A 19,955-nucleotide genomic window follows, 5' to 3' on the forward strand; every position below is an offset into this window, starting at 1 on the left:
CGCTGAGGCCGCGCCACGCGACATCCCGCGGGCAGCGGCCTCATTCCCAGAAAAGCACAAGGAGACAACCATGAAGCACGCATTGCGCGCGGCCCTGCTGGCCGCCCTGGCGCTGGCCGGCGCCCCCGCCGCCCAGGCCGCCTGGCCCGAACGTCCCATCACGATGGTGGTGCCCTTCCCGCCCGGCGGGCCCACCGACCTGGTCGCTCGGGTGCTGGCCAAGCAACTGACCGATCAACTGGGCCAGACCGTGGTGGTGGAGAACAAGGGCGGCGCGAACGGCAACATCGGCATGCAGTACGCAGCCGCCGCCAAGCCCGACGGCTATACGGTGCTGTACAACACCTCGTCGATCGCACTCAGTCCCAACCTGTACCGCTCGCTGGCGTTCGATCCGGTCAAGGATTTCACGCCGGTTTCGTCCACCGCCGTGATTCCCCTGGTGCTGCTGGTGCATCCGTCGGTGCCCGCCAAGGATGCGCAAGGCTTCGTGGACTATGCGCGCCAGCATCCGGGCAAGCTGTCCTATGGATCGGCGGGCGCGGGCAACGTCACGCACCTGGGCGCCCTGCTGCTCTTGCGTTCGCTGCAGATCGACGCCGTACACGTGCCGTACCGTGGCAGCGCGCCGGCCATGACGGATCTGGTCGGCGGCCAGGTGCAGTTGATGACCAATACGTTGAATGATTCGCTGGGCTTCATCCGCGAAGGCAAGCTGCGGGCGCTTGCCGTCACCAGCCGTGCGCGCAGCGAGCAACTGCCCGACGTGCCCACAGTGGCGGAAACGGTGGCGCCCGGGTTCGAGATGGGGGCCTGGCAAGGCGTGGTGGTGCCCGCCGGCACGCCGGACGCGGTGGTGCAGAAACTGAATGCCGAAATCCGCCGCGCGTTGCAGTCGGAACAGATGCAGAAGCAGTTGAAGGTCCAGGGCGCGCAGGCCCTGGGATCGACGCCGCAGGAATACGGCGCCTACATCAAGAGCGAGATCCAGCGCTGGGGCGCCGTCATCAAGGACGCCGGCGTCAAGCTGGATTGAAGCGCTGGGCAATGGCGGGCGATCGGGCTGGGCGCAGACGCCCGGCAAGATACCGCCGCGCCGGCGCCGGGGCCTGCCCGGACCGGCGCCCTGGGCCTCAGCGGCCGGCGGCCTTGGCGCTCAGGCCGTTGGCCACGCCCATGTCGGTCTTGGGCACGTCGCGGATCAGCACGCGCACGTCTTCGCCCGAAATGCCGATGCTGTCGCACACGGCCTGGTTCAGCGCCGCGATCAGGGCCGCTTTCTTGGCCTCGTCGCGGCCTTCGATCAGGGCGGCGTCCACGCGGGCCATGGCCTTGCCGATCTCGCCGGCCACGATGACGTGTTCGGCCGGCACTTCCTGCAAGACGATGCGCACGCTGGCCAGCGGCGCGGCAATGCTTTCCACCACCGCCTGCGAGGCCGCCTTCAGCAAGGCGGTCTTCTGGGCGGCCGAGTGGCCCTGCATGATCTGGACATTCAAGATAGGCATGACGGGTTCCGATATTCCGAATAGGGACGAACCGGCGATCCGTGCCGGCCAGCCATCATATCCGGAGCCGGCGCCAGGGCAAGCCCTGGCACGCGGCAAGCGGCCGCCGGTTCGCCGGCCGCCGGATCGCCGGCCGCCACGCCGTCAGGCGGCTTCGCCCCGCTTGGCCGGCTGGGGCTGGCCTTCCAGCTCAGCCTGGGCAGGTGTGCCGTCGGCCGCCGGCGCACTGTTGGCCGCGCCATCGGTTGCCACGGGCTGGCCCGACGCCGGTTCGCCCGCCGCGGGTTGACCCGTGCCACTGGCTTGCGCCGCGTCACCCGCCGCGGCCTCGGTGGACGATTCCGCCAGCGCCGGCGTCACCAGTTCCACCACCTTCTTGCGCGACAGCATGCCCAGGAACTCGTCGTTCTCGCCCGTCACGGCCACCGGCTGGTCGCTGTGCACCAGTTGCGCCAGCACCTCGCCCAGGCCAGCCGTGGCCGGCACCGACGCCAGGTCCTCGACAAAGCGCGACACGTCGCGCCCGCCTTCGCGCACCGCCTGCTCGGCCGCCACCAGCGTCAGCACGCCGGCCAGGCGCTTGCCGTCCAGCACCGGCGCATACTCGTAGTTCAGCGCCCGCATGCGGTCCACGGCATGCGCGGGACGCGAACGCATGGTCAGCGTCAGGCGCGCGGGGTTCACGGCGTGGGTTGCGTTCAGCACCTTGGTGCGGTTCACGTCCTGCAGGAACGACTGCACGTAATCGTTGGCCGGGTTCAGCAGAATGTCTTCCGGCGTGCCTTCCTGCACCAGTTCGCCGTCTTTCAAGATGGCGATGCGGTTGCCCAGGCGCAGGGCTTCGTCCAGGTCATGCGTGATGAAGACGATGGTCTTGTTCAGCTTGGATTGCAGCTGCAGCAGCTGGTCCTGCATCTCGCGGCGGATCAGCGGGTCCAGCGCCGAGAAGGCTTCGTCCATCAGCAGGATTTCGGCATCGGTGGCCAGCGCGCGCGCCAGGCCCACGCGCTGCTGCATGCCGCCCGACAACTGGTGCGGATACTGCTGCTCGAAGCCCGACAGGCCCACCTGGTCCAGCCATTCGCGAGCGCGCTTTTCGCGTTCGGCGCGGCCCACGCCCTGCACGGTCAGGCCGTACGCGGCGTTGTCCAGCACGGTGCGGTGCGGGAACAGGCCGAAGCGCTGGAACACCATGCTCATCTTCTTCTGGCGGAAGGTTTCCAGGTCGCGCTTGTTCAGGCTCACCACATCCACGCCATCCACCAGGATGTGGCCCGCGCTGGGCTCGATCAGGCGATTGAAGTGGCGGATCAGCGTCGACTTGCCCGAGCCCGACAGGCCCATGATGACGTAGATGCTGCCTTCGTCGATCGACAGGCTGATGTCGCGCAGGCCCAGCGTGTGGCCGCTTTCGGCCAACAGCGCTTCCTTGGTCATGCCGTCCTGGGCGGCCTTCAGCCACTTCTTCGGATGCGGTCCAAAAATCTTGTAGATGTTCTTGACTTCGATCTTGCTCATCGCTGGCCTCCCATGCGCATGCGCTGTCCATACGATTGCGTGATCCGGTCGAACAGCACGGCCAGCACCACGATGCCCAGTCCGGCCAGCAGGCCGCGGCCCACCTCCAGACGGTTGATACCCAGCAAGACTTCATAGCCCAGGCCGCGCGCGCCGATCATCGACGCGATCACCACCATCGACAGCGCCATCATCGTGGTCTGGTTGATGCCAGCCATGATGTTGGGCAGGGCCAGCGGCAGTTGCACGCCGAACAGTTGCTGGCGCGGATTGGCGCCGAAGGCGCGCGAGGCTTCCAGCACTTCGCGGTCGACCAGGCGGATGCCCAGGTCGGTCAGGCGGATCAGCGGCGGCACGGCGTAGATCACGGTGGCGATGATGGCGGGGATCTTGCCCAGGCCGAACAGCATCACCACGGGGATCAGATACACGAAACTGGGCATGGTCTGCATCACGTCCAGCACCGGCAGCATGATCGAACGCAGCCAGTTCACGCGGGCCATCAGCACGCCCAGCGGAATGCCGATGATGACCGACAGGCCGGCCGCCATGATCATCAGCGCCAGCGTCTGCATGCCGGCGTCCCACAGGCCCAGCACGCCGATGACGCACAGCAGCGCGCCCATGGCCAGGCTCAGCACGATGCGGCGGCTGACCAGCCAGGCGATGACGACGGTGACGGCCACGACGGCCCACCAGGGCGAGCTGCGCAGCAGCTGCTCCAGCCAGACCAGCGCGTGCAGCACAGGCTGCGACAGCGTTTCCAGCGTGTCGGCGTAGTTGGTCACCAGGTGATCGACGAAACCGTCGATGGCTCCCCGCACTTGGCGGGCAGGAATAATTTCAGGAAACATGCTTTCGACTCCATTTCAGCGCGTACGCCGCGAAGGCGTGCCGCTGGCGCAAGAGAAAATGCTCTTGCGCATTGCCCGCGCATGCGGGCCCTGTGCCGGCCGAGGGGCTTTTTCCCCTTGGGGGCATCCCAAGGGGAAAAAGTCCAACTGGCGGCGCGCCCGGGCGGAGGATGCCCGGGCGGCTGCGCCGCCAAGGATGGCGGCGGGCGGTTACAGCGCGCTTTGGACGCGCCCGGCGACGTCAGCCGGAACCCACTTGGTCCAGACGTCGGGCTTGGTCTTCAGGAACCACTTGGCCACGGCGGCGGATTCGTCACCGGACTCTTCCATGTGGGCCAGGGTTTCGTTCATCACGGGCAGCGGCACCGAGACCTTGGACAGGAATTCGGTCAGCACCGGCGCTTCCTGCGAGAACTTGGTGTTCACGGCCGTGAAGACGGGGTTGTCGGGATAGGCGCTGGCCTCGGGCTTGGCGCACTTGGGCGACGTCAGGCACTTGTGCTTTTCTGCGTCGTAGGGCGGCATGTCCAGCTTGACCAGGTCCATGGCGCCGACCAGCGGCGTGGGCGACCAGTAATAGAACACCACGTTCTGCTTGCGCTTGTAGGCCGACATCAGGGCCGCCTTCTGCGCCGCGCCCGTGCCGGGCGAGTACAGCGTGTAGGTGTCGTCCAGCTTCAGCGCATGGAACAGGTTGGTGCTGGTGACTTCGCAGCCCCAGCCCGCCGGGCAGCCGTAGAAGCGGCCCTTGCCGGGTTCTTCGGGGTCCTTGAACTTGTCCTTGAACTTGGGCAGGTCGGCCGCGGACTTCAGCTCGGGCAGGCGCTCGGCCGTGTAGCGGGGGATGTACCAGGCCTCGCCGCCCATGTAGAGGTCGCCGATCCGCTTGACGCGGCCGGTCTTTTCAGCGCGCTCCCAGGGGTCGGCCACGCTGTTCAGCCAGATCTCGGTATTGATATCCAGGTCGCCGCGCTCGAGCGCGGCCAGGGCGGGCAAGGTCTCGGTGGGCAGGGTTTCGGTTTTGCAGCCGTAGCCCTTTTCCATGATGAAACGCTCAACGTCGACCAGGACCAGGTTGGATTCCCAGTTCATGGCGCCGAAGTTGATCGGACGCTTGAGTTCGCATTGCGGGGCATCGGCGGCTTGGGCCGTGCCAGCAAAGGCGAGCAAGACGGCCGCGGCGGCCAGGGTCTTGACGGGGGTGAAACGCATTGGCTTTTGCCTCCATAGGTTCAGGGACACGGCGGCGCGAAAACCAGCCGTGCCATGGAGCTAAGGGGGTTGTGCGGAAGACGGGCAGAACCGCCAATACAAACCGACACTAGCAACAAGAGGATCCACAGGGTGCGGACTCTTGCAAGACAGGAGTCTCAAAAACTAAGTTTTCGAGAACCCACAGAAAGTGAACAAACTGAAAGAAGAAGGCAGCATCTTAAACGAAATTGCCGCATGACCCAACCCCAGGCCTGAATGAAACAGATACATTCCGGCCAAAAAACGTGCGGGACAACCCCGATTCCCAAGGGGTGATTCCTCGTTTTTCCCTAGGAAATCGTCCTACAAAAATAACGATGCATTTAGTTAATCTTTTGTTCGTATAAATACATTTGAAAAGCAAAACCGGACCCGAATCGGACCCGAATCGGCGCAAAAAAAGGCTTGATTCAGCCCGTGTTCAGAATCAAACCGCCCCGCAAACAAGAACGGATTCGATCCCGGACAGGATCGAATCCGCTCAAAACCCGCACCGCCGCACGCCCGGGCGCCAGGCGTTCAGCTCCCCTGCCCGCCCTCGGTCCGGTACATGTAATCGCGCCGCCAGGGGTAGGCCAGGCCAGGCGGGTTGTCCAGTTCGTCCGCCCGCCCGCCGGCCGGCGGCTGGCCCAATATCTGGTGCAGCGCAATCCACCCGTGCTCGAATGCCATGGCGCAGCCCGCCAGGTACAGGCGGTAGGCGCGCAGCGAGCGCGCGCCCTGCTCACCGCTCAAGATCTGCGCGGCCTCGGGCAGGCGCGCTTCCAGTGCGTCGCTCCAGGCCCACAGCGTGCGGGCGTAGTGCGGCCGCAGGTTTTCCACGTCCACCTCTTCCAGGCCGCCGTTGGTCATGGCTTCCATGACCACGCTGATGTGCGTCAGCTCGCCGCCCGGGAAGATGTACTTTTCGATGAATTCGCCCATGCCATTGCCCAGCTCGGCGTTGTAGACGCCGGCCGCGGTGATGCCGTGGTTCATGATCAGCCCGCCCGGCTTGAGCAGGCGGCGCAGCTTGGCGAAATAGCTTTCCAGCTGGGCCCGGCCGACGTGCTCGAACATGCCCACCGAGGCGATCTTGTCGTAGGGCGTGGCCTCGTCCAGCTTGCGGTAGTCCAGCAGCTCCATCCGCACCCGGCCCGACAGGCCTTTTTCCTGGATCAGCTTGCTGACGTGCGCGTGCTGGTTGCGCGACAGCGTGATGCCCGTGGCGTCCACCCCGTAGTGCTCGGCCGCCCACAGCAGCAGGCCGCCCCAGCCGGCGCCCACGTCCAGGAAGCGCTCGCCCGGCTGCAGGCGCAGTTTGCGGCAGATGTGGTCGAGCTTGGCCTCTTGCGCCTGGGCCAGGTTCATGTCCGCCGTGCGGTAGTAGGCGCAGGAATAGACCCGGCGCGGGTCCAGCCACAAAGCGTAGAAATCGTCGGAAAGATCGTAGTGAAACTCGATCTGGCGCGCGTCGCGCTCGACCGAATGGCGCCACACCGACATCACCTTGCGCACCAGCTCGGTCAGCCAGCCGCCGCGTGCCGCATCCACCGGCGACCCCGGCAGCATCGCCGACGCCGCCGCCATCACGTCGCGCATCGAGCCTTCGATATCGATGCGGCCCTCGACGTAATCCTGCCCCAGCACGCCGACCGCGCCTTCGGCCAGGTGGGCCAGCGCCGTCTTGTCATGCGTGACGAAGCGAACCCGCGGGTCCGGCGGCCCCACGACGGTGCCGTCGGGCAGGACGAGCTGGACGGTCACGGGCAAGGCCTGGAGCTTGCGTTCCACAACAGACAACAAAGGACTCACAGCATCTCCTCTGAAATACGTACGGACACGCCAGACTGTATCGGAAATCTATTGCCATTTGCGTGTAAGGTGCCCCGTGATACAGTCATCGGCTCGGTGCAAATCGCGCAATAAAGCGCGACGCGCCCTGTCCCTCGCGCCGTGTTCCCCGCGCGACCCTTCGCGATCCACATGCCCCCAACACTCTCATCCCGCGGCTCCCTGCCGGGCTGGCTCATTCTCATGGGCGCCCTGACGGCAATCGGCCCCTTCGCCATCGACATGTACCTGCCCGCGTTCCCCACGATCGCGGCAAACCTGGGCGTGCCGCGCGGCGACGTCGAACGCACGCTGGCCGCCTACCTGATCGGCCTGGCCATGGCACAGGTCTTCTACGGCCCGATGGCTGACCGCTTTGGCCGCAAGCCGCCGCTGATGGTGGGGCTGGCGCTGTTCATGATTGCGTCGCTGGGCTGCGCGCTGGCGGGCTCGGTCGAGGCGCTGACCGGCTGGCGGGTGGTGCAGGCGATGGGCGGTGCGGCCGGCATCGTCATCCCGCGCGCGGTCATCCGCGACCACTACGAAACCCACGAGGCGGCGCGCGCGATGTCGCTGCTGATGCTGATCATGGGCCTGGCCCCCATCCTGGCGCCGCTGGCCGGCGGGCAGTTGCTGGCCATCACCAGCTGGCGCAGCCTGTTCTGGGTAATGCTGGCCGGCGGCGCCATGCTGATGGCCGCCGTCGTCCTCATCATGAAAGAATCGCTGGCGCCCGAACGCGTGGTGCCGCTGCGCTGGCAGACCATCCTGCAGAACTACCGGGCGCTGTTCGCCCACCGCGGCTTCATGTCGCACAGCCTGGCCGGCGGCTTCGGCCAGGCCGGCATGTTCGCCTACATCATCGGTTCGCCGCGGGTGTTCATCGAGCTCTACGGCGTCGACCCCAAATACTATGGCCTGCTGTTCGGCACCAATGCCCTGTCGCTCATCATCTGCTCGCAGATCAGCGCGCGCCTGTTGCGCACCCACACGCCGCGCCAATTGCAACGCCGCGCCCTGACCACGCTGGCCGCGGCCAGCCTGGCCGCGGTCGGGCTGACCCTGGTCGGCTGGATGACGCTGCCGCTGCTGATGGCCTGCCTGATCTGCTATATGGGCAGCCAGGGCTTCGTCAATCCCAATTCGGCGGCGCTGGCGCTGTCGGACCAGGGCAAGCGCCTGGGCGCCGCGTCGGCGCTATTGGGGACGCTTCAACTGTCCTGCGGCGCCCTGGCCGGTTTTGCCGTCAGCGCCTGGCAGACCGATAGCGCGCTGCCCCTGACGACCACCCTGGCGACCTGCGCCTGCCTGTCCTGGATCTCGGGCCGCGTGGCGCAATCGCACACCGCCTAGCCCTATCGCTTGATTTGTCTGGCTTTTTCGTATTAGAATCTATGTCTTCACATGAAGTTTCCCGTGCTGGACTACTATGCTTTGTAGTTCAACACTCTGACCCCCAAACCGCGCATGTTGTGCAGGCGGATGGCAGGCAGCGGGTATAAGCACTGGGCGGAATCCCAGGCAGCGGGCGAAATCCCGGTTGTTCCAGATTCCCCCTCATCCACTAAGACTGGGTGGCCGGCAGAATGCTGCAGCATGCAGCGTCCACAGCCCGGCGGCTGAAACCCTGTCTACTCCCCCGGCGATGCGCGCAAGAACGACATAAAGAGGTGCATCCATGGCACGCGTATGCCAAGTGACCGGCAAAGGCCCGATGGTGGGCAACAATGTTTCGCACGCGAACAACAAGACCAAGCGTCGCTTCCTGCCCAACCTGCAATCGCGCCGGTTCTGGGTTGAAAGCGAAAACCGCTGGGTGCGCCTGCGCGTCTCGGCCAAGGCCATTCGCACGATCGACAAGAACGGCATCGACGCCGTGCTGGCCGACATGCGTGCCCGCGGCGAACTGGCCTAATCGGCCCCCCGCCAATCTGACATACTAGGAGCACGACATGGCCAAAGGTATCCGCGAAAAGATCAAGCTCGAGTCGACTGCCGGCACGGGTCATTTCTACACGACCACCAAGAACAAGCGCAACATGCCCGAGAAGATGCTGATCAAGAAATTTGATCCGGTCGCTCGCAAGCACGTGGACTACAAGGAAACCAAGCTGAAGTAATTCAGCCGGTATTCCGCGAGTCGAAAAGGCCCTGCATCGCAGGGCCTTTTTCATTGGCGCCTGGCGCGGCGCCCCCTAGGCGTTTTTCCCAGGATGGCCCGTTTTCCTTGGCGAGCGGCGTCGCCCATGCTTCAATTGGGCCGAAACCGACCCCGCGCCGGCCATCGTCACCCTGCCCAGCGCGGCTTCATTCAAGCCCTCCAGCCTGCGATACCCGCCATGCTCCGTCCCTGCCTGACCCTGCTGCGCCGCGCGCTCGCCCCCGCGCTCCTGGCCCTGGCGCTGACTCCGGTCGCGTCCGCCAAAGACTCGGAACCGCCGATCCGCATCGGCGAGATCAACAGCTACAAAGCCATCCCCGCTTTCCTGGGCCCCTATAAAAAAGGCTGGCAACTGGCGCTGGAAGAGGTCAACGCGGCGGGCGGCGTGCTGGGCCGCAAGCTGGAAGTGATCTCGCGCGACGACAACGGCAACCCCGGCGACTCGGTGCGCGCCGCCCAGGAACTGCTGGCGCGCGAAAAGGTGGACCTGCTGTTCGGCGGCTTCCTGTCCAATACCGGCCTGGCCCTGACCGACTTCGCCAAGCAGCAACAGGTGTTCTTCCTGGCCGCCGAACCGCTGACGGACAAGATCACCTGGCAGGAAGGCAACCGCTATACCTACCGCCTGCGGCCATCCACCTGGATGCACGTGGCCGCCCTGGCGCCCAAGGCGCTCGCGCTGCGCAAGAAGCGCTGGGCCATCGTCTACCCCAACTACGAATACGGGCAGTCCGCCGTGGCCACCTTCAAGGCCATGATGAAGTCGTTCCAGTCCGACGTCGAATTCGTGGCCGAACAGGCCGTGCCGCTGGGCAAGGTGGACGCGGGCGCCGTGGTGCAGGCGCTGGCGGACGCCAAGCCGGACGCGATCTTCAACGTGCTGTTCGCCGCCGACCTGACGCGCTTCGTGCGCGAAGGCAACACCCGCGGCCTGTTCGAGAACCGTGCCGTGGTGTCGGTGCTGTCCGGCGAACCGGAATACCTGGAACCGCTGGGCGCCGACACGCCCACCGGCTGGATCGTCACCGGCTACCCCTGGTACGCCATCGACACCCCCGCCAACAATGCCTTCGTCGAGGCCTACCGCAAGCGCTACAACGAAACGCCCAAGGTCGGTTCGGTGGTGGGCTACGCCTCGCTCATGTCGATCGCCCAGGGCTTGAAAGCCGCGGGCCAGGTCGACACCGAAAAACTGGTCGACGCCTTCGCCGGCCTGAAAGTGGATACCCCCTACGGCCCCATCCAGTACCGCAAGATCGACCACCAGTCGACCATGGGCGTGTACGTCGGCGTCACCGCCGTGGAAGACGGCAAGGGCATCATGAAGGACTTCGCCTACATCGACGGCGCCCGCCTGCAGCCGCAGGACGAGCAGGTGCGCAAGATGCGCCCGGCCCACTGACGCGCCGGCCCCGATGAGCCTGTCCGGGCTGCTGTCGCAGCTGCTCAACGGCCTGGCCGACGCCAGCGCGCTGTTCCTGGTGGCCGCCGGCCTGTCGCTGATCTTCGGCGTCACGCGGGTGGTGAACTTCGCGCACGGCTCGTTCTACATGCTGGGCGTGTACCTGGCGTGGACCTTCACCCGCTATTTCGGCGACGGCCCGGGCTACTGGGCCGGGCTGCTGCTGGCAGCGCTGGCCACCGGCCTGGTCGGGGCGGCCGCCGAGCTGCTGGTGCTCAAGCGCCTGTACCGCGCCCCCGAACTGTTCCAGTTGCTCGCGACCTTTGCCCTGGTGCTGGTCATCGGCGACGCCGCGCTGGCGCTGTGGGGCCCCGAAGACCTGTTCTCGGCGCGCGCGCCGGGCCTGTCGGGCGCCGTCGACATCCTGGGCCGCCGCTTTCCCCAATACGACTTGCTGCTGATCGCCGCCGGCCCCGTGGTGCTGGGCCTGCTGTGGCTGCTGCTCATGCGCACCCGCTGGGGCCGTTTGCTGCGCGCCGCCTCGGAAAATCGCGACATGCTGGCCGCGCTGGGCGTCAACCAGGCCTGGCTGTTCACCTCCGCCTTCACGCTGGGCGCCTTCCTGGCCGGCCTGGGCGGCGCGCTGGCCGCGCCGCGCGTGCCCGCCACGCTGGGGCTGGACCTGGAGATCATCGCCAGCGCCTTCGTGGTCGTGGTGGTGGGCGGCCTGGGCTCGATTCCCGGCGCCTTCCTGGCAGCGCTGCTGATCTGCTGCGTCAAGGCCGTGTTCGTCTTCATCGGCCAGGTGCAGTTCGGACCGTGGGCCTTCAATCTGTCCAAACTGACCCTGCTGGCCGAATTCGCCGTCATGGCGGTGGTGCTGGTGACGCGGCCCTGGGGCCTGCTGGGCAAGCCGCCCGCACCGTCGTCGCAGGCCCCCGCCGCCGAACCGCCCATCGTCCCCGCCGGCCGCCGCGTGCGCCTGGCCTATGGCGCGCTGCTGGCGCTATTGGTGCTGGCGCCGCTGGCGGCGGCGCAGTGGCCGTACCTGGGCATCCTGCTGACCGAAGTGCTGATCGCCGCCCTGTTTGCCGCCAGCCTGCATTTCCTGACCGGACTGGCCGGCATGACCACGTTCGGCCACGCCGCGTGGTTCGGCCTGGGCGCCTATGGCGCCGCATTGCTGCTGAAAATGGCGGCGCTGCCGATGGAGGCCGCGCTGCTGCTGGGCCCTTTTGCTGCCGTGCTGGGCGCGTTGCTGTTCGGCTGGTTCTGCGTGCGCCTGTCGGGCGTGTACCTGGCCATGCTGACCCTGGCGGTGGCGCAGATTCTCTGGGCCACCGCCTACCAATGGGACGACGTGACGGGCGGCAGCAACGGCCTGATCGGCCTGTGGCCCTCACGCTGGCTGACGCAGGGGCCGGGTTTCTATTACGTGACGCTGGCGCTGTGCGTGCTGGGCGTCTGGTGGCTGCGGCGGCTGGCGTTTGCGCCGCTGGGCTACGCCCTGCGCGGTGTCCGTGATTCGGCCTTGCGGGCCGAGGCGCTGGGGATGGATACGCGCCGCATCCAATGGGCAGGCTTTGTCGCGGCCTCGCTGGCGGCGGGGCTGGCGGGCTCGCTGTATGCGTTCTCGAAAGGCAGCATCGCCCCCGATGCGCTCAGCGTCAGCCGCTCGGTCGACGGCCTGGTGATGGTGCTGCTGGGCGGCTTGCAGACGCTGGCCGGCCCGCTGGTCGGCGCGGCGGCCTACACCTGGCTGCAGGACACCGCGGCCCGCAGCACCGAATACTGGCACGCGGTGCTGGGCCTGGCCATCCTGGCGCTGGTCATGCTCTTTCCCGAGGGCCTGGCCGGCGCGGCCCGGCGCCTGCGCCGGAGGCACGCATGAGCGGTCCCTTGCTGCAAGTACGCAAGCTGCGCAAGTCGTTCGGCGGCATCGACGCGCTGGCCGATGTCTCGTTCGACCTCGACGCCGGCCAGATGCTGGCGCTGATCGGCCCGAACGGCGCCGGCAAGTCCACCTGCTTCAATGCGCTGGGTGGCCAACTGCGTCCCGATGCCGGGTCCGTGCGGCTGGATGGCCAGGAACTGGTGGGCCTGGCGGCCGGCCGGATCTGCCGGCTGGGCGTGGGCCGCACGTTTCAGACCGCCGCCACCTTTCGCTCGATGACGGTGCTGGAAAACGTGCAGACCGCGCTGCTGTCGCGCGACCGCCTGCTGTTTCGGCCCTGGCGCCGCGCCGCCGCGCACGCCGTCGACGAAGCCCGCGCCTTGCTGGCGCAGGTGCAGATGGCCGACCAGGCTGCCACGCCCTGCGGCGTACTGGCTTATGGCGAGGTCAAGCGGGTGGAACTGGCCATGGCGCTGGCACACCGCCCGCGCCTGCTGCTGATGGACGAACCCACCGCCGGCATGGCCACCAACGAGCGCCACGCGCTGATGCGCCTGACGCGTGAACTGGCCGATACGCAGCGCATGGCGGTGCTGTTCACCGAGCACAGCCTGGACGTCGTCTTCAAGCATGCCGACCGCATCGCAGTGCTGGTGCGCGGCAGCCTGCTGGCCGAAGGCCCCCCTGACGCCATCGCGGCCGACGAACGGGTCAAGGCCGCCTACCTGGGCACCGAAACGCCGCGGGCCTGAACGGCATGCGCGATCAACCGCCGGACTGCGGGCTGTCCGGCTGGCATTCCCAGAACACCTTGGCCTGGCAGCCCGCACAGATGCCGCGGTCCAATTTGGCGTAGATGGCGTGCAGCGCCGTGGCCTTGTCGGGAAACACGTGGTCCGCGCCCAGCCTGTCCAGAAAGCCCGTGCGGCGCCACATGGCCAGCACTTCGGGCCGGGGCCGGTGGAAGTACAGGTCGCCCCCCATCGCACGTCGCGCCGCCAGCTCGTCATCCCAGACCTGGGCGCCGGCCAGGTCGATGAAATTCATGCTCTTGGCCATGACCAGCAGATGGCGCGGCGCATCAGGCGCGGTGCGCAATTCCTGCAGGCGCTGCGCTACGTGCGCGGCGGCCCCGAAATAGACCGACCCTTCCATGCGCAGCAGCTTGAGCTGCGGGCATTCCGGCAGTGCTTCCGGCTGCGCCTCGAGCACCACGAAGCGGCGGTCCAGCCCGCGCGAATCAAAGCCCATGGTGCGCATCGCCGGTCGCGACGTGCGGTGCAGATAGACCATCAGCGACAGTACGGTGCCCAGCAGAATGGCCACTTCCATGCGAATGGTGATGGTGGCCGCCAACGTGGCCGCGGCAATCGCGCATTCGCCCGGCTGCGTGCGGATCAGCTGGCGCCAGCGCGGCACGTCCAGCAAAGTCCACGCCACCAGCAGCAACAGGCCGGCAATGGCCGCATGCGGAATCTGCGACAGCAGCGGTCCGGTCAACGCGACCAGCGCCATCAGCAGCAACGCCGAAAATACCGAAGCCAGCGGCGTGCGGGCACCCGCCTCGTAATTGGGAATCGACCGGTTCAGCGAGCCGCAGGACAAATAGCAGGAAAAGAACCCACCCACCACGTTGGACAGCCCCTGCCCGATGAATTCACGATTGGCATCGATGCGCTGCCCCGAGCGCGCGGCCACCGCCTTGGCGATGGAAATCGACTGCGCCAGCGCCACGATGGTCAACGCAAACGCCAGGCTGAGCAGGTCCGGCAGGGCCCGCCAGTCGACGCTGGGCACGTGGAACGGCGGCCAGGGTTGCGCCAGGTCGCCCAGCACCGGCACGGGCGCAGCCCCATGTTGCGCGGTCAATGCATTGAACGCCGCGGCGACCAGCGCCCCCGCTGCCAAGCCCGCCAACATGTAGGGTTTGCGCTTGTCCCAGCGCTTGACCAGCAGCGCGCAGACCAGCGTCACGGCCGTCACCAGCACCGCGCCCGCCTGGATCTGGCCAGCGTTCGCCACCACGCTGGCCAACAGGGTGCCCGCCCCGTGCGAGGCCGGCGCCGGCAGGCCCAGCGCGTCTTTCAAGGCATGCACGGCGATCAGCACGGCCGCGCCGCTGGTGAAGCCGAACAGCGCCGAAGGTGAAATGAAATGCGCCAGCGAGCCCAGCCGCAGCGTGCCGACCAGCCACTGCATCAATCCGACCAGCACCGTCACGGCCAGCGCCAGCTCGATATAGCCGGGGCTGCCTGCCACCGCCAGCGGCGTCAGCACCGCGAACAGCGCCAGCGAATTCGCATTGGTGGGGCCCGACATGACATGACGGCTGGAGCCGAACAGCGCCGCGACAATACAGGGCACGATGGCCGAATACAGGCCGTATTGCGGCGGCAATCCCGCCAGCGTGGCAAACGCCACGCCCTGCGGCAGCACCAGCAAGGCGCCCAGCAGGCCGGCGGCCAGGTCCGCGCGCAGCGTCACGGCGCCCACTTCCGGCACCCAATCGCCAAACATGCGCGTCAGCCACGCCCTGCGTCCTACCGCCCCCATTGCCCCACCCCTGGTTTTTCTTCGAATGGCAACGCGTTCACCGCAGGAACTTGCGTTCCAGTTCGCGCATGCCCGCATCGCCTTGAAGGTCGATGATATCGCGCACCGTCGGCAACGCCGCATCCACGGCATGGATGCCGCCATCGCGCCGGATGCGGGCGAACACGTCGCGCATCGCCCCCACGGCCGCGCGGATCGCATGGTTGCCGTAGATCACCAGCCCCACCTTGCCCAGCGCCTGGATGTCGGCCTCGCGCAGTTGCGGGTAGGCCGTGGGCACCAGCACCAGCGGCACCCGACCCTGCCAGGCTGCGATGAAGGCCAGCACTTCGTGGGGCGTGGTCTGCTTGGAATGGATCAGGATGGCGTCGGCGCCGGCGGCTTCATAAGCCGAGGCGCGTGCCAGGGCCTCGGCCTGGCCCAGGCCGGCGATCAGCGCCTCGGTGCGCGCAATGACGCAGAAATCCGGGTCGCGGCGTGCGGCGCAGGCCGCTTCGAGCTTGCCCTGGAATTCTTCCGTACGCACCAGTTCCTGCCGGCCGTCGGCGCGCAGGCTGGTGTCCTTGGGAAAGGTCTTGTCTTCCATCACCACGGCCGATACGCCCGCCGCTTCGTATTGCGGCACGGCGTAGGCCACGTTGATGGCGTTGCCGAAACCCGTGTCGATGTCCGCAATGACGGGGATATCGACGACGGCGGCGATGGCCCGCATCATGTCCAGATGCTGGCCGGCCGACAGGATGTTGGCATCCGGCACCGCATAGCTGGCCGACAGTTCGAAGCCGCTGCCCCAGATCGCGTCGAATCCTGAGTCGGCCGCCAGCCTGGCCGACAAGGGATTGTGCGCCGACATGGCGTGCATCAGGGTGGCATGCTGCAGTTGCTGGCGAAAACGGGCGTTGCGGGACATGGGGGGCAACCTGAAGATCCGGCGCACAGTGCCCCGGCCAAGGCATTTTTTACACTAAATGCCCTGCCCGCTCTTCGATATTGCCGTTAGCCGCGCCACCACAGGCGGATGGAATCCCAGGTGCGGCCGACGAATCCGGCCTCGGCCACGGGCTCCAGCGCCACCACCGGAAACTGCATGGCCGGCTTGCCGTCGACCATCACGCGCAGCGATCCCACCGTGGCCTGCGCCGCGATGGGCGCCACCAGCGGGTCCTGCGGCGTCCAGACCGACTCCACCTTCGCGCCCGCCGGCACCGTCACATAGGCGTCGCGCGCAAAACCCGCCTTCAGCATGTCGGCCTGGCCTTTCCAGACCTCGGGCGTTGCCACCGGCTGGCCCTTGGCATACAGCTTGACGGTCTTGAAGCCCTGGAAGCCCCACTCCAGCAACTCCCGGCTTTCCTGCGTGCGCAGCTTGTCCGAGGCCGTGCCCACCACCACCGTCACCAGGCGCCGCTGATCCGTGCCGTTCGGGCGCCGGGCAGTCGCCACGATGCAATAGCCCGCCGCCTCGGTGTGGCCGGTTTTCAGGCCGTCCACGCTGGGATCCAGCCACAACAGGCGGTTGCGATTGGGCTGGGTAATATTGTTATAGGTAAAGGTCTTGGCCGAGTCATAGGACTTGTACAGCTCGGGATAATCGCGGATGAAGCGCGTGGCCAGGATCGACAGGTCACTGACCGTGGAATACGTGCCCGCGTCCGGCAGGCCATGCGGACTGGCGAAATGCGTGCCGTGCAGGCCCAGTTTCACGGCCGTATCGTTCATGCGGGCCACGAAGGCCTCGACACTGCCCGACACCGCCTCGGCCAGCGCAATGGCCGCATCGTTGCCCGACTGGATCATCAGGCCGCGCAGCAACAGGTCCACCGACACCTTCGAACCGGGCTCCAGGAACATCTTCGAGCTGCCCGCCGGCACCTTCCAGGCCCGCGTCGAGATGGTCACTTTCTGGTCGGGCGAAATTTCCTTGTCGTGCAGCGCGCCGAACACCACGTACGCCGTCATGATCTTGGTCAGCGACGCCGGCTCGATCCGGGCATTGGCGCCTTGCGAGGCAATCACCTGCCCGCTGGTCTCATCCAGCAACAGCCAGGCTTTGGCCGACAGCGCCGGTTGCGGCATCGATTGCGCCAGGGCGCTGGACATACACGCGGTCGCAACGAGCACGCTCGCCGCCAACTTCTTCATCAACATATGACTGCTTCACTTCCATGCGGGGTGGGAATGGCGCGCCGGCGGCCGACAGGCAAACGGCCGCGAAGCCGCCGTCCCACCCGGCCGATGCGCGCCGCGATGCATTGGAACACGTTGCGCGCGGATGGTTCAAAACCCCTTCAATCAAGCGTTTTTCGCGCTGCGCGGCGCACTGAAAAAATCGCTGCGATTGTCACGACATTTTGCGCGAGCCCTTGCAGAAAGGGTTTTTCTGCGTGGAAAACAACAAACATTGATCGAAAGGCCCGTAGAAAGGCGCAAAAACCGCCGAGGTTCCGCTATCATCGGGCGCGTAGCGTCAAACGCCGATATTCGGCGCGCGCTGCCCCAATGTCCTCAACATACGGATTTTGACCATGGCCACGAAAGCAAAAGCTCCTGCCAAGAAAGTCACCAAGCCCGCCGCCAAGGCGCCCGCAAAGAAGGCTACCGCCGCCAAACCCGCAGTGAAGCCCGCTGCCAAGAAGGTCGTTGCCGCCAAGAAGGTTGCTGCCGCCCCCAAGGCTATCAAGGCTGCTCTGAACAAGACCCAGCTGATCGCCTACATCGTCGAGCAGTCCGGCGTTGAAGCCAAGGCCGTCAAGGCCGTCCTGGCCAGCCTGGAAACCTCGGTGCTGAGCTCCGTGGACAAGAAGGGCGCTGGCGAATTCACGCTGCCCGGCCTGTTCAAGGTTGCCGTGCAGAAGGTTCCCGCCAAGGCCAAGCGCTTCGGCAAGGATCCGTTCACCGGCGAAGAGCGCTGGTTCCCCGCCAAGCCGGCTTCGGTCAAGGTGAAGGTTCGCCCGCTCAAGAAGCTGAAGGACGCCGCGCAGTAATTTCCGCGCGAGTATCCGGTCAAGCCGGAAAGGGCCTGCCCCGCAAGGGGCGGGCCCTTTCTTTTTTCACGGTCCGATGTTCCTCCCTGACCGCGCGCCTGAGGCCACGGCGCGTTCGGCAGACCTGTCGTCCCGCATGCTCGCTTTGCATGACCTGCGGCCAAGCTGCTAGAATTTATCTTTATGTAAAGAAACTTCATATAAAGCCATCATGAACGATCTGGTCGATCAGGTGCTGTCGCAATGGGCCCGCGAGTGCCCCAACCTGGATATCTCGCCCATGAGCGTCGTCAGCCGCGTGTTTCGTTTCAACGCTTTCGCCGCGCGCGACGTGAACCGTGCGTTCAAGCGCTATCACCTGCATCAGGGTGAATTCGACGTGCTGGCCACGCTGTACCGCACCGGCGCACCCCACGCGATGAACCCACAGAAACTGGTGGACGCGCTGCTCCTGACCTCCGGCGCCATGACCAACCGCCTGGACCGCCTGGAACAGGCTGGCCTGCTGGCGCGCACGCCCAACCCCGAAGACCGCCGCGGCGTCATCGTCGCGCTCACCGCCGAAGGCCTGCGCGTCATCAAGCTGGTACTCAAGGACTATCTGCGCGAGCTCGACGCCCTGCTCGCCCCGCTGACCGCCACCGAACGCCGCCAGATGGCCGGCCTGCTGAAAAAACTGCTGATCCCTCACGACCAGGAAACGCCTGGCGGCGTCGACGCCTGATCCGTCGCCTCGGTACCGGGCCCCGCTTGCCCGGCTCTTCATCCACGCATTGCTCCGCATGAACTCCCCCTCCCGCACCGCCCAGCCCGCCCCGCTCACCGCGCCCGTCATCCTGCTGATGTCGGTCGCCACCGGCCTGGCCGTCGCCAGCAACTATTACGCGCAACCGCTGCTGCACACCATCAGCCAGCAGTTCACGCTGTCCACCGCCGCCGCCGGCAGTATCGTCATGACCGCGCAGCTCAGCTATGCGATCGGCCTGCTCCTCCTGGTGCCCCTGGGCGACCTGTTCGAGCGGCGCAGCCTGATCGTGCTGATGACCTTCCTGTCCGCGGGCGGACTGCTGGTTTCCGCATTCGCCCCCGATATCACCACCCTGATGCTCGGCACCGCCATCACCGGCACGCTGTCGGTAGTGGCACAGATCCTGGTGCCCTTCGCGGCCACGCTGGCCGCTCCGCACGAACGCGGCAAGGCCGTGGGCACGGTCATGAGCGGCCTGCTGCTTGGCATTCTGCTGGCCCGAACCGTCGCCGGCGCACTGGCCGACCTGGGCAGCTGGCGCACCGTCTACTGGGTCGCCGCCATCCTGATGCTGGGCATGTCGTGCGCCCTCTGGAAGGTACTGCCGCGCCACGCGCCCCAGGCCGGCATGAGCTACCCGCAACTACTGGGATCGATCTTTCGCATGTACGCCGAAGAGCCCCTGTTCCGCGGCCGTTCGCTGCTGGGCTTCCTGCTGTTTGCTGCCTTCAGCATGCTCTGGACGCCCCTGACCTTCCTGTTGTCCAGCCCGCCCTACCAATTCAACAACACGACGATCGGGCTGTTCGGCCTGGCCGGCGCGGCCGGGGCCTATGCCGCCAACCGCTTTGGCCGGCTGGCCGACCGCGGCCTGGGCAACCAGGCCACCCGGATCGGGCTGCTGCTCCTCGTGGCCTCCTGGGGCCTGATGGCCTTCGGCCAGGCCTCGGTGATCGCCCTGCTGGCCGGCATCCTGATCCAGGACCTGGCCATCCAGGGCGTCCACGTCACCAATACCAGTTCGCTCTACCGCCTGCGCCCCGAGGCCCGCAGCCGCCTGACCGCCGGCTACATGACCAGCTATTTCATCGGCGGGGCCACCGGATCGCTGGTATCGTCCTGGCTGTACTCCCATTTTGGCTGGCCCGGCGTGGTCACCGCGGGCGCCGTTCTCGGGGCCATAACCCTGGCGTATGGCATGCTGGCGGCCAGTGCCCGCATCCCGGAAACGGCCCCGTCCCCTATCCGCGCCTAGCACCTCCTATAA

At 66.6% G+C, this 19,955-nt stretch carries 18 protein-coding genes; 10 read left to right on the forward strand and 8 right to left on the reverse strand.

Annotation, left to right across the window (positions count from 1 at the left end):
* Positions 1 to 70 precede the first annotated feature (70 nt).
* Complete coding sequence (locus tag AC6LJ2_RS17705; RefSeq protein ID WP_263912382.1) at positions 71 to 1,036, forward strand: tripartite tricarboxylate transporter substrate-binding protein; 966 nt, start codon at positions 71 to 73, stop codon at positions 1,034 to 1,036.
* A gap of 97 nt (positions 1,037 to 1,133) precedes the next feature.
* Here AC6LJ2_RS17705 and AC6LJ2_RS17710 read toward each other — a convergent pair whose 3' ends face one another.
* The 5 genes from AC6LJ2_RS17710 to AC6LJ2_RS17730 form a co-directional block, all read right to left on the reverse strand.
* Positions 1,134 to 1,508: a tautomerase family protein gene (locus AC6LJ2_RS17710; RefSeq protein ID WP_263912383.1), complete on the reverse strand. Its 375-nt coding sequence runs from the start codon at positions 1,506 to 1,508 to the stop codon at positions 1,134 to 1,136.
* Positions 1,509 to 1,652: 144 nt separating this feature from the next.
* Positions 1,653 to 3,026, reverse strand: coding sequence for a quaternary amine ABC transporter ATP-binding protein (locus tag AC6LJ2_RS17715; protein WP_263912384.1), 1,374 nt, complete (start codon positions 3,024 to 3,026; stop codon positions 1,653 to 1,655).
* The gene (locus tag AC6LJ2_RS17720) at positions 3,023 to 3,880 is read right to left on the reverse strand and encodes an ABC transporter permease (protein ID WP_263912386.1); all 858 of its coding nucleotides are present in this window, start codon (positions 3,878 to 3,880) and stop codon (positions 3,023 to 3,025) included. The genes AC6LJ2_RS17715 and AC6LJ2_RS17720 overlap by 4 nt, the downstream gene beginning before the upstream one ends.
* Positions 3,881 to 4,090: 210 nt before the next feature.
* Complete coding sequence (locus AC6LJ2_RS17725; RefSeq protein WP_263912387.1) at positions 4,091 to 5,092, reverse strand: ABC transporter substrate-binding protein; 1,002 nt, start codon at positions 5,090 to 5,092, stop codon at positions 4,091 to 4,093.
* 561 nt (positions 5,093 to 5,653) lie between these two features.
* Positions 5,654 to 6,928 (reverse strand): class I SAM-dependent methyltransferase, encoded by a 1,275-nt coding sequence (locus tag AC6LJ2_RS17730; protein ID WP_498151833.1) that lies wholly within the window; start codon positions 6,926 to 6,928, stop codon positions 5,654 to 5,656.
* Positions 6,929 to 7,099: 171 nt separating this feature from the next.
* Between AC6LJ2_RS17730 and AC6LJ2_RS17735 the strand changes: the two genes are divergently transcribed.
* From AC6LJ2_RS17735 to AC6LJ2_RS17760, 6 genes are all read left to right on the forward strand, one after another.
* Complete coding sequence (locus AC6LJ2_RS17735) at positions 7,100 to 8,299, forward strand: Bcr/CflA family multidrug efflux MFS transporter (RefSeq protein WP_445657198.1); 1,200 nt, start codon at positions 7,100 to 7,102, stop codon at positions 8,297 to 8,299.
* Between the two features lie 325 nt (positions 8,300 to 8,624).
* A complete protein-coding gene (rpmB, locus tag AC6LJ2_RS17740; protein ID WP_006390601.1) occupies positions 8,625 to 8,861 on the forward strand; it encodes a 50S ribosomal protein L28 in 237 nt (78 codons plus the stop codon).
* Positions 8,862 to 8,898: 37 nt separating this feature from the next.
* On the forward strand, positions 8,899 to 9,066 hold the full coding sequence (gene rpmG / locus AC6LJ2_RS17745; protein WP_003810296.1) for a 50S ribosomal protein L33: 168 nt from the start codon (positions 8,899 to 8,901) through the stop codon (positions 9,064 to 9,066).
* A gap of 219 nt (positions 9,067 to 9,285) precedes the next feature.
* Complete coding sequence (locus AC6LJ2_RS17750; RefSeq protein ID WP_263912389.1) at positions 9,286 to 10,509, forward strand: ABC transporter substrate-binding protein; 1,224 nt, start codon at positions 9,286 to 9,288, stop codon at positions 10,507 to 10,509.
* Between the two features lie 13 nt (positions 10,510 to 10,522).
* Entirely contained in the window at positions 10,523 to 12,400 is a 1,878-nt protein-coding gene (locus AC6LJ2_RS17755; protein WP_498151834.1) for an ABC transporter permease, read from the forward strand.
* A complete protein-coding gene (locus AC6LJ2_RS17760) occupies positions 12,397 to 13,155 on the forward strand; it encodes an ABC transporter ATP-binding protein (RefSeq protein ID WP_263912392.1) in 759 nt (252 codons plus the stop codon). The genes AC6LJ2_RS17755 and AC6LJ2_RS17760 overlap by 4 nt, the downstream gene beginning before the upstream one ends.
* A gap of 13 nt (positions 13,156 to 13,168) precedes the next feature.
* Here AC6LJ2_RS17760 and AC6LJ2_RS17765 read toward each other — a convergent pair whose 3' ends face one another.
* The 3 genes from AC6LJ2_RS17765 to AC6LJ2_RS17775 all read right to left on the reverse strand — a co-directional run bounded on the left by AC6LJ2_RS17765 (position 13,169) and on the right by AC6LJ2_RS17775 (position 17,104).
* Positions 13,169 to 14,920, reverse strand: a complete 1,752-nt coding sequence (locus AC6LJ2_RS17765; RefSeq protein WP_498151835.1) for a SulP family inorganic anion transporter — start codon at positions 14,918 to 14,920, stop codon at positions 13,169 to 13,171.
* 73 nt (positions 14,921 to 14,993) lie between these two features.
* Positions 14,994 to 15,866 carry a phosphonopyruvate hydrolase gene (locus AC6LJ2_RS17770; RefSeq protein WP_498151836.1) on the reverse strand — a complete coding sequence of 291 codons (873 nt, stop codon included), beginning with the start codon at positions 15,864 to 15,866 and terminating at the stop codon, positions 14,994 to 14,996.
* A gap of 86 nt (positions 15,867 to 15,952) precedes the next feature.
* Entirely contained in the window at positions 15,953 to 17,104 is a 1,152-nt protein-coding gene (locus AC6LJ2_RS17775) for a D-alanyl-D-alanine carboxypeptidase family protein (protein WP_263912395.1), read from the reverse strand.
* 377 nt (positions 17,105 to 17,481) lie between these two features.
* Between AC6LJ2_RS17775 and AC6LJ2_RS17780 the strand changes: the two genes are divergently transcribed.
* The 3 genes from AC6LJ2_RS17780 (at position 17,482) to AC6LJ2_RS17790 (ending at position 19,943) form a co-directional block, all read left to right on the forward strand.
* Positions 17,482 to 17,940: an HU family DNA-binding protein gene (locus AC6LJ2_RS17780; RefSeq protein WP_049072689.1), complete on the forward strand. Its 459-nt coding sequence runs from the start codon at positions 17,482 to 17,484 to the stop codon at positions 17,938 to 17,940.
* 211 nt (positions 17,941 to 18,151) lie between these two features.
* Entirely contained in the window at positions 18,152 to 18,664 is a 513-nt protein-coding gene (locus AC6LJ2_RS17785; RefSeq protein WP_263912397.1) for a MarR family winged helix-turn-helix transcriptional regulator, read from the forward strand.
* Positions 18,665 to 18,722: 58 nt separating this feature from the next.
* The gene (locus tag AC6LJ2_RS17790) at positions 18,723 to 19,943 is read left to right on the forward strand and encodes an MFS transporter (protein WP_263912398.1); all 1,221 of its coding nucleotides are present in this window, start codon (positions 18,723 to 18,725) and stop codon (positions 19,941 to 19,943) included.
* Positions 19,944 to 19,955: the final 12 nt, after the last annotated feature.

This window comes from Achromobacter sp. 1014246743 (genome assembly GCF_059760725.1).

Bases quoted from the DNA above. Each gene is read 5' to 3' on its own strand.
- AC6LJ2_RS17705 (WP_263912382.1), top strand. From the start codon at position 71: ATGAAGCACGCATTGCGCGCGGCCCTGCTGGCCGCCCTGGCGCTGGCC.
- AC6LJ2_RS17710 (WP_263912383.1), bottom strand. From the start codon at position 1,508: ATGCCTATCTTGAATGTCCAGATCATGCAGGGCCACTCGGCCGCCCAG.
- AC6LJ2_RS17715 (WP_263912384.1), bottom strand. From the start codon at position 3,026: ATGAGCAAGATCGAAGTCAAGAACATCTACAAGATTTTTGGACCGCAT.
- AC6LJ2_RS17720 (WP_263912386.1), bottom strand. From the start codon at position 3,880: ATGTTTCCTGAAATTATTCCTGCCCGCCAAGTGCGGGGAGCCATCGAC.
- AC6LJ2_RS17725 (WP_263912387.1), bottom strand. From the start codon at position 5,092: ATGCGTTTCACCCCCGTCAAGACCCTGGCCGCCGCGGCCGTCTTGCTC.
- AC6LJ2_RS17735 (WP_445657198.1), top strand. From the start codon at position 7,100: ATGCCCCCAACACTCTCATCCCGCGGCTCCCTGCCGGGCTGGCTCATT.
- rpmB (WP_006390601.1), top strand. From the start codon at position 8,625: ATGGCACGCGTATGCCAAGTGACCGGCAAAGGCCCGATGGTGGGCAAC.
- rpmG (WP_003810296.1), top strand. From the start codon at position 8,899: ATGGCCAAAGGTATCCGCGAAAAGATCAAGCTCGAGTCGACTGCCGGC.
- AC6LJ2_RS17750 (WP_263912389.1), top strand. From the start codon at position 9,286: ATGCTCCGTCCCTGCCTGACCCTGCTGCGCCGCGCGCTCGCCCCCGCG.
- AC6LJ2_RS17755 (WP_498151834.1), top strand. From the start codon at position 10,523: ATGAGCCTGTCCGGGCTGCTGTCGCAGCTGCTCAACGGCCTGGCCGAC.
- AC6LJ2_RS17760 (WP_263912392.1), top strand. From the start codon at position 12,397: ATGAGCGGTCCCTTGCTGCAAGTACGCAAGCTGCGCAAGTCGTTCGGC.
- AC6LJ2_RS17765 (WP_498151835.1), bottom strand. From the start codon at position 14,920: ATGTTTGGCGATTGGGTGCCGGAAGTGGGCGCCGTGACGCTGCGCGCG.
- AC6LJ2_RS17770 (WP_498151836.1), bottom strand. From the start codon at position 15,866: ATGTCCCGCAACGCCCGTTTTCGCCAGCAACTGCAGCATGCCACCCTG.
- AC6LJ2_RS17775 (WP_263912395.1), bottom strand. From the start codon at position 17,104: ATGTTGATGAAGAAGTTGGCGGCGAGCGTGCTCGTTGCGACCGCGTGT.
- AC6LJ2_RS17780 (WP_049072689.1), top strand. From the start codon at position 17,482: ATGGCCACGAAAGCAAAAGCTCCTGCCAAGAAAGTCACCAAGCCCGCC.
- AC6LJ2_RS17785 (WP_263912397.1), top strand. From the start codon at position 18,152: ATGAACGATCTGGTCGATCAGGTGCTGTCGCAATGGGCCCGCGAGTGC.
- AC6LJ2_RS17790 (WP_263912398.1), top strand. From the start codon at position 18,723: ATGAACTCCCCCTCCCGCACCGCCCAGCCCGCCCCGCTCACCGCGCCC.